Raw genomic sequence first — 13,421 nt, 5'->3', positions numbered from 1 at the left:
TTTATGGGCGATAGTTTTTTCTTATGGTGGCGCGATGAGCAACTCTTTATCTGATACTGTCTCCCCTTCCCTGGCCGGACAGCCCGCTAATCCGGGCCGCTGGCCGCAGAGTGATTTCAACTGCGCGGCTATCAAGACGCATATCGACGCTTTCCAGCGCTGGCTGGGCGAGGCTTTTGACCAGGGCATCGTCGCAGAGAAGTTGATTGAGGCGCGGACCGAATTTATCGATCAACTGCTCCAGCGGCTGTGGATTGAGTACGGTTTCGGGTCAATTAACGACATCGCGCTGGTCGCCGTCGGCGGTTACGGTCGCGGCGAACTCCACCCGCTGTCAGATATCGATCTGCTTATCCTGAGTCGTAAAAAGCTGCCCGATGAGCAGGCCCAGAAGGTCGGCGAGCTGCTGACGCTGCTGTGGGATATTAAACTGGAAGTTGGCCACAGCGTGCGCACCCTCGAAGAGTGCCTGCTTGAGGGGCTATCAGACCTCAGCGTCGCCACCAACTTGATCGAATCGCGTCTGCTTATAGGCGACGTCGCGCTGTTCCTTGAACTGCAAAAACACATCTTCAGCGATGGCTTCTGGCCATCGGAAAAATTCTTTGCGGCAAAAGTTGAAGAACAGAATGTCCGCCATCAGCGCTATCACGGAACCAGCTATAACCTGGAGCCGGATGTGAAAAGCAGCCCCGGCGGCCTGCGCGATATTCATACTCTGCAGTGGATCGCGCGCCGCCATTTCGGCGCCACCTCGCTTGATGAAATGGTCGGTTTCGGCTTCCTGACCGAAGCCGAGCGCAACGAGCTTAATGAATGCCTGCATCAGCTGTGGCGGATTCGTTTTGCGCTTCATCTTGAGCTCAACCGCTACGATAACCGCCTGCTGTTCGACAGGCAATTCAGCGTCGCCCGTCGCCTGCGCTATGAAGGCGAAGGCAACCAGCCGATCGAACATATGATGAAGGATTTCTTCCGCGTCACTCGTCGGGTCAGCGAGCTGAACCAAATGCTGATCCAGCTGTTTGAAGAAGCGATTCTGGCGCTCACCGAAGATGAGAAACCGCGGCCGATTGATGATGATTTTCAACTGCGCGGCACGCTTATCGATCTGCGCGACGACACGCTGTTTATCCGCGAACCGCAGGCGATTCTGCGCATGTTCTTTATGATGGTGCGCAACAGCAGCATCACCGGTATCTACTCCACCACGCTTCGCCATCTGCGCCACGCCCGGCGCCATCTGACGCAACCGCTTTGCTATATTCCCGAAGCGCGGACCCTGTTCCTCAGTATGCTGCGCCATCAGGGCGCGGTTAGCCGGGGACTGCTGCCGATGCACCGCCATAGCGTGCTGTGGGCCTATATGCCGCAATGGTCGCATATTGTTGGTCAGATGCAGTTTGACCTGTTTCACGCCTATACCGTCGATGAACACACTATCCGCGTACTGCTCAAGCTGGAGAGCTTCGCCAAAGAAGAGATCCGCAGCCGTCACCCGCTGTGCGTTGAGCTGTGGCCGCGCCTGACGCATCCGGAGCTGATCTTTATCGCCGCCCTCTTCCACGATATCGCCAAAGGGCGCGGCGGCGACCATTCAATTCTCGGCGCGCAGGATGTGTTGAAATTCGCCGAGCTCCACGGTCTTAACTCTCGCGAAACCCAGCTGGTCGCCTGGCTGGTGCGCCATCATCTGCTGATGTCGGTCACCGCCCAGCGCCGTGATATCCAGGATCCGGAAGTGATCAAGCAGTTTGCCGAAGAGGTACAGACAGAGAATCGTCTGCACTATCTGGTCTGCCTGACCGTTGCCGATATCTGCGCCACCAACGAAAACCTGTGGAATAGCTGGAAGCAAAGCCTGCTGCGCGAGCTCTATTTCGCCACCGAAAAGCAGCTGCGCCGGGGAATGCAAAATACGCCGGATATGCGCGAGCGGGTGCGTCATCACCAGCTACAGGCGCTGGCGCTGCTGCGAATGGAAAATATTAATGAACAGGCGCTGCATCAAATATGGAACCGCTGCCGCGCGAACTACTTCGTGCGCCATACGCCAAACCAGCTCGCCTGGCATGCGCGCAATCTGCTGCAGCACGATCTCAGTAAGCCGATGATCCTGCTCAGTTCCCACGCCTCGCGCGGCGGCACCGAGATTTTTATCTGGAGTCCGGACCGCCCTTATCTCTTTGCCGCCGTTTGCGGCGAGCTGGATCGACGTAATCTTAGCGTTCACGATGCGCAGATCTTTACTACCCGCGACGGTATGGCGATGGATACCTTTATTGTTCTTGAGCCGGACGGAAGTCCGCTTTCCGCCGACAGGCACGAAATGATCCGCGTGGGCCTGGAACAGACCATCACCCAGCGCAGCTGGCAACCGCCGGCTCCCCGCCGTCAGGCGGCAAAACTGAGGCATTTCTCCGTCCCAACGGAGGTTAATTTCCTGCCGACGCATACCGACCGCAAATCTTTTCTGGAACTGATTGCTCTCGATCAGCCGGGTCTGTTAGCGCGCGTTGGTCAGGTGTTTGCCGACCTCGGAATTTCGCTCCACGGCGCGCGAATTACGACAATTGGTGAGCGAGTAGAAGATTTATTTATAATCGCCACCGCAGACCGGCGTGCCCTTAATAATGAGCTGCAGCAAGAAGTGCAACAACGGTTGACAGAGGCCCTCAATCCAAACGATAAAGGGTAACGTATTTTTTTAAGTAAATGGAAAGAGTAAACAATGCAGCAATTACAGAACGTTATTGAGTCCGCCTTTGAGCGTCGCGCCGACATCACGCCGGCAAACGTGGATACCGTAACCCGCGAAGCGGTTAACCAGGTGATTTCTCTGCTTGATTCCGGCGCGCTGCGTGTCGCTGAAAAAGTCGACGGCCAGTGGGTCACCCATCAATGGCTGAAGAAAGCGGTTCTGCTCTCTTTCCGTATTAACGATAACCAGGTTATCGATGGTGCGGAGAGCCGCTACTTCGATAAAGTCCCAATGAAGTTCGCGGATTATGATGAAGCGCGCTTCCAGAAAGAAGGCTTCCGCGTCGTTCCGCCAGCGGCCGTTCGCCAGGGGGCGTTTATCGCTCGCAACACGGTTCTGATGCCGTCCTATGTGAACATCGGCGCATACGTTGACGAAGGTACCATGGTTGATACCTGGGCGACCGTCGGCTCCTGCGCGCAGATCGGTAAAAACGTTCACCTGTCCGGCGGCGTCGGCATCGGCGGCGTGCTGGAGCCGCTGCAGGCTAACCCTACTATTATCGAAGATAACTGCTTTATCGGCGCGCGTTCTGAAGTGGTTGAAGGCGTGATCGTTGAAGAGGGTTCCGTGATCTCCATGGGCGTCTATCTCGGCCAGAGCACCAAAATCTACGATCGCGAAACCGGTGAAGTGTTCTACGGCCGCGTGCCGGCAGGCTCCGTTGTCGTCTCCGGCAACCTGCCGTCGAAAGATGGCAAGTACAGCCTGTACTGCGCGGTCATCGTGAAGAAAGTTGATGCCAAAACCCGCGGCAAGGTCGGAATCAACGAACTTCTGCGTACTATCGACTAAGCAGTATAAAAAGCGGGAGGCATCCCGCTTTTTTTATATATTGAGCTGGCGAAGATGGATTTTTTCGTTAATTATTCAAAGATTACGATGATATCAAAGGTACCGTTATGTACGATAATCTGAAAAGTCTTGGTATTACCAATCCTGATGAAATCGATCGCTATAGCCTGCGGCAGGAAGCCAATAACGATATTCTGAAAATCTACTTTCAGAAGGACAAAGGCGAGTTCTTCGCCAAGAGCGTCAAGTTTAAATATCCGCGTCAGCGTAAAACCGTGGTCGCCGACGGCGTGGGCCAGGGCTATAAAGAAGTTCAGGAGATTAGCCCTAACCTACGCTATATCATCGACGAGCTGGATCAAATCTGTCAGCGCGATCGCACCGAAATCGATCTGAAACGTAAGATCCTGGACGACCTGCGTCACCTGGAAAGCGTTGTCACGAATAAGATCAGCGAAATTGAATCCGATCTGGAAAAACTGACGCGAAATAAATAAGCCTGATACGGGCCAGAGTCTGGCCCTGTTTCCCTCTCTTCTCTCACTCATGCCTCATCTGCAAACTCAGTGAACCTCAGATTTTCGTCTCTCATCTCATTTCATCTCATTCTGCTATCCACATGAATTACATAATAAAATAATGACATGTATGTTCATTTTCCACCTAAAAAGGAGGTCATACTATGACACTGGAAATTGAACAAACATGTTATACCCTGCAATCTGCGCCCTGGCTGGATAATGCCGGTTTTGAAAAAGGACGCCGGCACGATCGTCAGCCGCTGGGCTTTATTCTGCCCGCCAATACGGTGCTGCAAATCCGCCAGCCGGATATGAGTAACGGTAATGCGACGCTGCGCCTGCTCTGCGACGATACCGCGGCAGAAAAAACCTGTACGCTGGCCACCGGCTGGAAAACGGTCAGCGCAGCCGTTGATACCGTCCCTTTTATCGATACGTTGTTTACCGACCAGCCCTGCGAGTTCACCGTCATCTATCAGCAACCCGCGGCAACTAAACCCCTACCCTGCTGGAAAGCGGGCCAATCTGAGGATGAATTTTTCCTTAACTGGGAAAAAAATAGATCGTCATTCGCGCTGCTTGATTTGGATGTTATCAATCTGCTGCTGCCCTATGCCGACCGCGATAATGCGATGAAAGCGGGCTTACCCGCGTTACACGCTTATTACACTCACCTTTTTAAATGCTATAACGACTGGGCTGGGTTAAGCGATAAGCCGGATTCTCCGTTGAATCAGGATATTGCCACCCGCTATTTTGTAAGAGCCGATAAACATGGCGTCGGTGCGGCTTATTACGATACCGGATGGTGCGGGCATACTTCCGCAACCATCGGCGAAGGCTGGCTGGATAACGTCACCACACAGTGGGTGATCCTGCACGAGATTGGCCACGGCTATCAGGGCAAATTTATGCAGGACACAACGCTGCCCGTCAACGAAGTGTGGAACAACATTTACGCTTCTTTCTACCAGCAGCTCACGCTGAGCCAGGACGATCATCTCTATATTGATGGCTGGCTCTATGACTATGGTCAGCAGGCCGTGCAGGAAGTTCAGCTGATGACCTGTATTAAAGACCAGACGCCCGTCGCCCGCTGGGGCCTGCGTCCGCGTCTGCAATTTCTGATGCTGATGCTGCTCAAAGCGGGAACTAAAGCCTTCCGCGCCTTCAACCAGAACTATCGTGTACTGGCCAATAGCAATGGCTTCCAGCCATCCGATCACCAGCTTGCCGATATGCTGGCTACCGCCATTGCTACCGCCGCAGGGTATGATGTCACTCCGTTCATTGCGCTAGGCGGTCTCCCCCTGGAAAACGCCACTCGGGAATATATCGCTACGCTGGCGGCAAAACCGCTTTATCCGCTATATCTTCTTCTGCCACAAAATGAATGGGATAGCGCACGTCGTCAGCTGGGGCTGGACTCTTTCGTCTGGCTGGTGGATAACAGCGAACTGGCGGCTTTAGGCAAAACAGGTACGCTATCTCTGACGCTCAATATCGACCAGCCGGATCAAATCTATGGTCGGACGCTGACTATTAAGGATAATTGCGGCACGCGTTATTCACTGATAGTCGATGATAACACCTTGACCCTGAATGACCTTCCCATCGGCGTTTACCAGATCGATCCACCGAAAGGCCGTTCACAAAAATATCGTCCGGACATCAGCCATATCGTCGTCAAAGAAGGCATCAATACGGCTACCGTCAACTACACCCGACAAAGCGATACCAGCGCGCGTAACGTGAGAATGGACTTTCTAGGTCTTGGCGATGCGCCATTTGCCCGCCTTGATATCGATTGCGAAAATCAGCAGCTTATTCTAAACGTCATCAGCGCCACGCCGCATAGCTACTACCCTGATACGCTGTATGCTAGCGTATGCGTCCTTTCCGCCAGCGGAGAAAAAGTATTTGAGCGCAAAATGAACGGCACGAAATGCGCCACCGGTAAGGAAATTATTCCCTTCGGTCCTCACTATCACTTATATATTACTCACGTCGAGCCTGGACGACTAAAAGCCTCCCCGGGATATTTAACGCTGGTCGCAGGTGAGAAATTCCAACTGATGCGCATTGATGATAATGGGCTTTATAACTTTATCCTCGACAATAATCCGGCGGATGACTTACAGGCTATTTTCGAACACAACGCTCAGACGATACGTAGCCAGCCTTCACTGCTGGCGCAGGAAGAGAGCGTAAGTAAAAACGATCTCTGGCTGCTGCTCTCTCGTATGGAAGAGCCTCAGCGCAGCAAATTGCTCAAAGAGTATGCCGACGTCCTGCCTCAGGATAATAGCGAACCGGGCGAACTGACGGGCAAAAGCGTTACCCTCAATCTCAGAGGGCAAGGCAATAAAGATTTTTGCCAGATCGTTATCGATAATCAGCAGCACGCAATGACGGTCGCCACGCGTACCGGCGCGCCGCACCCGTATTATGTTTCCCATACCTATGCCAGCATTACGGTAACCGGAGCAGACGAAACGGTGGTTTATCACCGCAGCTATACCGGAGCGACCAATAACCTGGCAAACAGCGAGACTATCGCGCTCGCTGAAAATATGATCATTGAGGTTTTCCATGATGAGCCATTCCGCTCCAGCGCCTGCAATGATACGACTCATCGCGCAGTTACGCTGAAGCAACACAACCGCTGGCGGGTAGTGAAGGATGGGCTGACGACCTGTTCGCTTATACCCGAGGAGCAGGATGAGGAAACCCCTGATGCTGAGGAGGGGGCAACAGAGCTTTACGGCGATCTCTTCACCTGGCAACTGCTCGGCGAAAATAATACCCGTTTCGCGACGATGGAGATGGATATTGGCGGCGGCGCGCTGACCTTTACCGCCAGCCCTGGGGTGCCGAATAAGCAATTTACGACGACCTATGCCACGGTAAATGTCTACAATACGCGCGGCTCGGTGGTTTATCGCCAGTCCATTAAAGGCTCATCGCAGCTTGGCGATTATATAGATACGGCAATACTCGATGAGGGCTATATCGTCGAAGTCTTTCATGCCGAAGCCGGAGATCGCTCCGTCATCATCAATCCGTTAAATGGTTATTCCTGGCCACAGCCTAATACCGTCTCCTGGCAAGTCACGACCCGCGGACTGCAGCGCCTGTAATCCGCCATCCCCACTCCCGCCTGCGGCGGGAGTGTTTTTAACGCTGCTCATCCAGCTGGAGCGCAATATACAGCAGCAGACGATCGTCAAAATTTCCTAAATCCAGCCCCGTCAGTTCAGAAATACGGTTCAAGCGATATTCCAGCGTATTACGATGGATAAATAGCGCTTTGGAGGTCGCCAACGGCTGCACGTTATGACGAAACCATGCCTGTAAAGTACGGCGCAGCAGGCCGTTGTTATCCATCGCCTTCAGGCGAACCAGCGGGCGCGCCAGCTCATTGGCCTGCCAGCCACCGCGCAGGCTATCCAGCAGGACCGGCAGCATCAAATCCTGGTAGAAATAGCTACGGCTTTCGGGCATCCGCTGCTTGCCGACCATCATCGTGGTTCGGGCGGTGCGGTACGAGCGAGCAATGCTGCCCGGCCCGGTAAAGAAATTGCCCAGCGCCACGCGAAAACGCAGCTGACCGTTCTCTTTCATCCGGCTAATTAGCTGCTCAACGCGTTTGCAGTGATCTTCTGCATCCCAGCGCCCAAAGGCATTCAGCGCGGGCTTCAGCACCACCATCTCGGTCAGCGAGACAATGGCCACCAGATTATTACGATCCGGCGTGGTCAGCGCGGTTTGCAGCTGCTGCAGTTCCGCCATCGCGCTATCGACGCCCAGCTGGCCGCTATCTACTTCAATCATCGCCACGACGCGCGGTTGATTGAGATCGATCCCCAGACGCTGCGCCCACTCAGTCAGCGCCGGCGTGTTCTCTTCCGCCTGAATCAGGTTCATGACCAGCTCTTCACGCAAACGGCTATCCTGGGCCAGGAGATGCATCAGCCGCGATTGTTCCAGCATCATCTCGGCGGTCATACAAACCAGTTCCCCGTATTTGCGCAGCGACTCCGGTTCTCCGGTCAGACCGATTACGCCAACGATCTCCCCTTCCAGACGCAGCGGCAGATTGATCCCCTGACGCACGCCGTGCAGGTGGCGGGCAACAGCATCATCAATGTCGACAACCCGTCCCTGAGAAAGCACCAGCAGCGCCCCTTCGTGCAATTCACCAATTCGCTCGCGGTCACCGCTGCCGATAATGCGCCCTCGGGCATCCATCACGTTAATATTGGTATCAATGATGCGCATCGTGCGCGCCACGATATCCTGCGCCATTTTGGTATCAAGATGCCAGCCAGCCATGTAACCCTCCCGTGAGCAGGCTACCAGCATAGAAGAGTTGGCAAAACGCCGCATTGTGCATTCGCCCAAAGCCGGGGAGAGAAGTATGGAGTTGTGGAAGATGTCACAGAACCAAAAATGGAACCCTCAGCAGAAAGAAAAAGCCCCTTCCCTCCACAAGGAGAGAAGGGGCTTTGCAGACGGCGACGAATTACTGCATCAGCAGATAAATAGTCGCATCGCCGCGCTGAATGTTCAGCGCCAGAACAGAGGGCTTGGCATCAAAGATTTTGCGCAGGTCGGCAATATTTTTCACCGGTTGCTGGTTAGCGCCAACGATGATATCGCCTTTTTTCAGGCCAATCTGCGCCGCCGGAGTGCCCGCTTTCACGTTGCTCACCACGACGCCTTTGTCCTGGCCTTTGTTGCTCATTTCCGCACCTTCAATACCGTTGAAGATCGTGCTGGAATCAACCTGATTCTGGTTGCTCTGCTGCAGCTCAACGGTCACCGTCACCGGCTTACCGTCGCGCAGCAGGCCAAGCTCGACTTTGCTGCCGATCGGCATGGTACCCACCTGGGCACGCAGAGCGGCGAAGCTGCTGATCGATTTACCGTTCAGCGTGGTAATCACATCGCCGGCTTTAATGCCCGCCTTAGCGGCGGCCGAGTTTGGCATGACCTGGCTGACGAACGCGCCGCGCTGCGCATCAACTTTCATCGCTTTCGCCAGCTCGGAATTCAGCTCGGTACCCATGATACCCAGCTCACCGCGCTTCACCTGGCCAAACTTAACCATCTGATCGGTCAGGTTTTTCACCATATTGCTCGGAATAGCGAAGCCGATACCAATGTTGCCGCCGTCCGGCGCCAGAATCGCGGTGTTGATACCGATCAGCTCACCGTTCAGGTTAACCAGCGCGCCGCCGGAGTTACCGCGGTTAATAGCCGCATCGGTCTGGATAAAGTTCTCATAGTTTTCAACGTTCAGGCCGCTACGACCTAACGCGGAGACGATCCCCGAGGTCACGGTTTCGCCCAGACCAAACGGGTTACCGATCGCTACGGTGTAATCGCCGACGCGCAGAGCGTCAGAGTCCGCCAGTTTAATCGCGCTCAGGTTTTTCGGATCCTGAATTTGAATCAGCGCAATATCAGAACGCGGGTCTTTGCCGACGACTTTCGCGTCGAACTTACGGCCATCGCTCAGCTGAACTTTAATGGTTGTCGCGTTATCCACGACGTGGTTATTGGTGACGACATAGCCTTTAGCGGCATCAATGATGACCCCGGAACCGAGGGCCATAAATTTCTGCTGCTGTCCGCCGTTACCGCCCGGCGCGCCGCCTTGTCCGCCGCCCTGACAGAACGGAGAGCTCTGGAACGGCGAACCATCCTGGCAGAATGGTGAATTATCGCCAAAGAACTGCTGGAAGTTTCGCGGCATCCGCGGCGTATTAACGGTGGTGCTCCCCTCAACGTTAATGCTCACGACCGACGGCATCACTTTTTCCAGCATCGGCGCCAGGCTTGGCATCTGCTGCGCATTAGTTGCCGAAGAAGCTGTTTCCGCCGCGCTCGCAGAGAGAGGGGACAACGCCAGACCTAAACTCAGAGCCAGGGCACTCATTGCTAACGTGGTTTTTTTCATATGTTTCAATCTCGATTTCAGATAACGAATAGTTGCTGTGTAGGTGACTATCAGAGTCATTTTATAGCGCGAAGTTCCGGAATGAAGTTTTGGTAAAAGTAAAAATTTATTGTCCGTCTTTACAAAACTCAGCCTTATTCTACGGCCATCAGGCGACGATATTCATCCCATGCATACAAGTCGGTCATTCCGCTGATATAGTCCTGAATGAGACGACAGCGATAATAATATTCCATCACCGGAAATTCCGGATTACTGCGTGAAATCTTATTTACGGCCTCGACGTAAGCCAGCCGATGGCGAGTCGAAAGTTTCTGGAACAGACGCGAAGCAATCGGTAAACTCCGCACCCGCTCTTTTTCCACCAGCAGACTAAACTCATCGAGCGATAATTTTAGCAACGGCTGGTATATATCTAACAAACCACTAATCACGCGATAACCTTGCAGTTCCAGCTGCTCAACGTCAGGATGGCTAAACACATGTTTTACCGCAACATTTTTGTATAGTTCAAGCAGCTGACTGCAATCGCTATCGTCTTCAAGCAGCGCGTGATTAAAATCGCCGCTGAAAATCTTCTCCAGGTTATCAATAAACCGACGCGCCGCGTACGGTACCAGCCTATTGAGCGTATTCACCCGTAAATACATAAAAAACTGATCTTCAGTGCTGCGACTCAGAGAATTCGCACGCGATTTCTCCCAGGCGTTTTCGACAACTTGATTAAACAAGGAGCCTTTTTCGTGAACCCCCCAGGCCTCATAGAGATGCTGATAAAGCTGCTCTACGCTGAAGATGCGTTTTTCTACCGCATCCTCAAGGTCGGCAACGCAATATGAGATATCATCCGCGGCTTCCATAATCCACGTTAATGGGAATCGATTGTAAGGAGCCAGATCCAGTTCTTTACGCAACCTCGCAACATAGCCTTCTTCGGCTAAATAATAACCAGGTTTCTTCATTAAATAATTGTGGCTGGCCGGCGGTTCCCCGCGCCACCATGCCGGACGGGTATATTTTAAAATACAGCCCACCTGCGCCCAGGTCAGATTCATTCGCATCAGCGTATGCACTAACCGAATGCCCTGCGCATTTCCCTCAAACCAGCACAAATCCTGACGAACCTTACGGCGAAGCTCATTCAGTTGGCTATCGCCTTCCTGCAGGCGCAACGCCGCAACCACGCAGCGATCGTCGGTTAACGGCTGGCTGGCCGCATCGCCGGGAAAAAGCCGCTGGCTGAACCAATCGTTAATCGCCGCCTCGCCAAAATGACCAAATGGCGGATTGCCGATATCGTGCATCAGGCAGGCCATTTCAACAATGCTCTCAAACGGCCCGGTGAGCTCATCCAGCCCGTAGCGTTCGAGCAGCTTCTGCTCTTTCAGCCGGCTCAGCACCTCTTTAGCGATATAGCGGCCCACCTGCTGAACTTCCAGGGAGTGGGTCAACCGCGTACGCACCGCAGCGTTGCGCTCCAGTGGGAAAACCTGAGTTTTTTGCTGCAGCCGGCGGATCGCCGGCGAGTTAATGATGCGCCCGCGATCGCTTTCGAAAATTCGCAGGATTTCTCGCTCCGTCTCAACGCCCTGCGGTGAACGGTAGCGGCGACGCCAGTTAATCTTGTTGCGAAAATCGATCTTAGCCATGATCTCCCCCGAGCGAGCAATAACGTTTCCTTCTAAGCGCATGATAGACTATGCCGCTAAAACCCACACATCGCGAGTAAATCTATGAAAATCGGCATTATTGGCGCAATGGAAGAGGAAGTTACCCTTCTGCGCGACAAAATCGACAACCGCCAGACTATCACTATCGGCGGCAGCGAAATCTACACCGGCCAGCTTCAGGGTATTGACGTCGCTCTGTTGAAATCGGGTATCGGCAAAGTTGCCGCCGCCATGGGCGCGACCCTGTTGATGGAACACTGTAAGCCGGATGTGATTATCAACACCGGTTCTGCGGGCGGTCTGGCATCAACCCTGAAGGTCGGCGATATCGTCGTTTCCGACGAAACGCGCTATCACGATGCGGACGTTACCGCGTTTGGCTATGAGTATGGTCAGCTGCCGGGCTGTCCGGCCGGTTTCAAAGCCGATGAGAAGCTGATTGCCGCCGCAGAGACCTGCATCAAAGCGCTCAACCTTAACGCGGTACGCGGGCTCATCGTCAGCGGCGATGCTTTCATCAATGGTTCCATTGGTCTCGCAAAAATCCGTCACAACTTCCCGCAGGCCGTCGCGGTAGAAATGGAAGCTACGGCCATCGCGCACGTCTGCCACAACTATGGCGTACCTTTTGTAGTCGTTCGCGCCATCTCCGATGTTGCCGATCAGCAGTCGCATCTCAGCTTCGACGAGTTTCTCGCCGTTGCCGCGAAACAATCCACCCTGATGGTGGAAAACCTGGTGCAGCACCTGGCCCGTGGCTAAGTCGTTTATAACGGCGCTTACCGCCCTGCTGCTGCTCGCCCCGGCGTGGCTTTTCGCCGCGCCGCGGGTGGTGACGCTCTCTCCCGCCAATACAGAACTGGCGTTTGCCGCCGGCATTACGCCAGTTGGCGTCAGCAGTTATTCCGATTATCCCCCTGAAGCCGCAAAGATAGAGCAGGTCTCCAGCTGGCAGGGGATGAATCTGGAACGTATCGTCGCCCTTAAACCCGACCTGGTGCTGGCCTGGCGCGGCGGTAACGCTGAGCGGCAGGTCAATCAGCTAAGCTCGCTCGGGATAAAAGTCATCTGGGTCGAAACGTCGACCATTGAAGACATTATCGCGACGCTTCGCCAGCTGGCGCAGTGGAGCCCGCAGCCGGAAAAGGCGCAGCAGGCGGCGCAGAATATGCAAAGTGAGTACCAGAAGCTGAAAGTCCGCTATGCCAACGTGCCAAAAAAACGCGTTTTTTTACAGTTCGGCGCCAACCCTCTCTTTACGACCAGCAAAGGCTCGATTCAGGATCAGGTTCTTACGCTGTGCGGGGGAGAAAACATTTTTGCCGCCAGCCGGGTTCCCTGGCCGCAGGTTAGCCGTGAACAGGTGCTGGCAAGGCAGCCGCAGGCTATTGTTATCGCCGGCGATGCCAGTAAACTTCCCGCCGTTGAGCGCTATTGGCAGAATCAGCTAAAAATTTCTTTTATTGCGCTACATGGCGACTGGTTTGAACGCGCGAGCCCACGTATTATCCTCGCCGCAAAACAACTCTGTACTGCGCTCGAACAGGTAAAATAATCACCTGATAACCCAGGTGCTCAGAACCTATCCCACCAGGCGCAATTGTTGCAGACAGTCTGGAACACAGCGAGGAACAACCGCAGCGTACACGCAGTACGTGAGGTTCGTCAGCGCTGACCAGGGTCAAACTGGCAAATGAAATAGCCTGATG

The 13,421-nt window shown here is 54.0% G+C and carries 9 protein-coding genes; 6 read left to right on the top strand and 3 right to left on the bottom strand.

Translation table 11 applies throughout. From position 1 onward, the window contains the following. The first annotated feature begins 34 nt into the window (after window positions 1-34). The 4 genes from glnD (at window position 35) to ACSIPU_RS21190 (ending at window position 7,217) form a co-directional block, all read left to right on the top strand. On the top strand, window positions 35-2,698 hold the full coding sequence (gene glnD / locus ACSIPU_RS21205; protein ID WP_017144947.1) for a bifunctional uridylyltransferase/uridylyl-removing protein GlnD: 2,664 nt from the start codon (window positions 35-37) through the stop codon (window positions 2,696-2,698). Window positions 2,699-2,731: 33 nt separating this feature from the next. Next, window positions 2,732-3,556 carry a 2,3,4,5-tetrahydropyridine-2,6-dicarboxylate N-succinyltransferase gene (gene dapD, locus ACSIPU_RS21200; protein ID WP_004107948.1) on the top strand — a complete coding sequence of 275 codons (825 nt, stop codon included), beginning with the start codon at window positions 2,732-2,734 and terminating at the stop codon, window positions 3,554-3,556. Between the two features lie 107 nt (window positions 3,557-3,663). Then, complete coding sequence (locus ACSIPU_RS21195) at window positions 3,664-4,053, top strand: DUF3461 family protein (protein ID WP_004098742.1); 390 nt, start codon at window positions 3,664-3,666, stop codon at window positions 4,051-4,053. Window positions 4,054-4,238: 185 nt separating this feature from the next. Beyond that, window positions 4,239-7,217, top strand: coding sequence for a putative mucin/carbohydrate-binding domain-containing protein (locus ACSIPU_RS21190; RefSeq protein ID WP_196558111.1), 2,979 nt, complete (start codon window positions 4,239-4,241; stop codon window positions 7,215-7,217). A gap of 37 nt (window positions 7,218-7,254) precedes the next feature. Here ACSIPU_RS21190 and cdaR read toward each other — a convergent pair whose 3' ends face one another. From cdaR to dgt, 3 genes are all read right to left on the bottom strand, one after another. Next, window positions 7,255-8,412 (bottom strand): DNA-binding transcriptional regulator CdaR, encoded by a 1,158-nt coding sequence (gene cdaR / locus ACSIPU_RS21185; protein WP_004098741.1) that lies wholly within the window; start codon window positions 8,410-8,412, stop codon window positions 7,255-7,257. A gap of 190 nt (window positions 8,413-8,602) precedes the next feature. Further along, window positions 8,603-10,042, bottom strand: coding sequence for a serine endoprotease DegP (gene degP / locus ACSIPU_RS21180; RefSeq protein WP_004107952.1), 1,440 nt, complete (start codon window positions 10,040-10,042; stop codon window positions 8,603-8,605). 134 nt (window positions 10,043-10,176) lie between these two features. Then, a complete protein-coding gene (gene dgt, locus ACSIPU_RS21175) occupies window positions 10,177-11,691 on the bottom strand; it encodes a dGTPase (RefSeq protein WP_016808888.1) in 1,515 nt (504 codons plus the stop codon). An 84-nt stretch (window positions 11,692-11,775) separates the two neighbouring features. Between dgt and mtnN the strand changes: the two genes are divergently transcribed. Both mtnN and btuF read left to right on the top strand, forming a co-directional pair. Continuing rightward, window positions 11,776-12,474 (top strand): 5'-methylthioadenosine/S-adenosylhomocysteine nucleosidase, encoded by a 699-nt coding sequence (gene mtnN, locus ACSIPU_RS21170; RefSeq protein ID WP_004107960.1) that lies wholly within the window; start codon window positions 11,776-11,778, stop codon window positions 12,472-12,474. Next, window positions 12,467-13,267 (top strand): vitamin B12 ABC transporter substrate-binding protein BtuF, encoded by an 801-nt coding sequence (gene btuF / locus ACSIPU_RS21165; RefSeq protein ID WP_024273747.1) that lies wholly within the window; start codon window positions 12,467-12,469, stop codon window positions 13,265-13,267. The genes mtnN and btuF overlap by 8 nt, the downstream gene beginning before the upstream one ends. Window positions 13,268-13,421 lie beyond the last annotated feature (154 nt).

Origin of the sequence: Klebsiella sp. HN106 (assembly GCF_051209435.1) — a bacterium.
In the GTDB taxonomy this organism is placed as follows: Bacteria; Pseudomonadota; Gammaproteobacteria; order Enterobacterales; family Enterobacteriaceae; genus Klebsiella; species Klebsiella oxytoca.
The sequence above is the reverse complement of the archived record's forward strand: the minus strand, read 5'-3'. Positions and strand labels throughout refer to the sequence as shown.

Coding starts and splice junctions, on each gene's coding strand:
- dgt (WP_016808888.1), bottom strand. CDS start 11,691: ATGGCTAAGATCGATTTTCGCAACAAGATTAACTGGCGTCGCCGCTAC.
- degP (WP_004107952.1), bottom strand. CDS start 10,042: ATGAAAAAAACCACGTTAGCAATGAGTGCCCTGGCTCTGAGTTTAGGT.
- dapD (WP_004107948.1), top strand. CDS start 2,732: ATGCAGCAATTACAGAACGTTATTGAGTCCGCCTTTGAGCGTCGCGCC.
- ACSIPU_RS21195 (WP_004098742.1), top strand. CDS start 3,664: ATGTACGATAATCTGAAAAGTCTTGGTATTACCAATCCTGATGAAATC.
- ACSIPU_RS21190 (WP_196558111.1), top strand. CDS start 4,239: ATGACACTGGAAATTGAACAAACATGTTATACCCTGCAATCTGCGCCC.
- glnD (WP_017144947.1), top strand. CDS start 35: ATGAGCAACTCTTTATCTGATACTGTCTCCCCTTCCCTGGCCGGACAG.
- mtnN (WP_004107960.1), top strand. CDS start 11,776: ATGAAAATCGGCATTATTGGCGCAATGGAAGAGGAAGTTACCCTTCTG.
- cdaR (WP_004098741.1), bottom strand. CDS start 8,412: ATGGCTGGCTGGCATCTTGATACCAAAATGGCGCAGGATATCGTGGCG.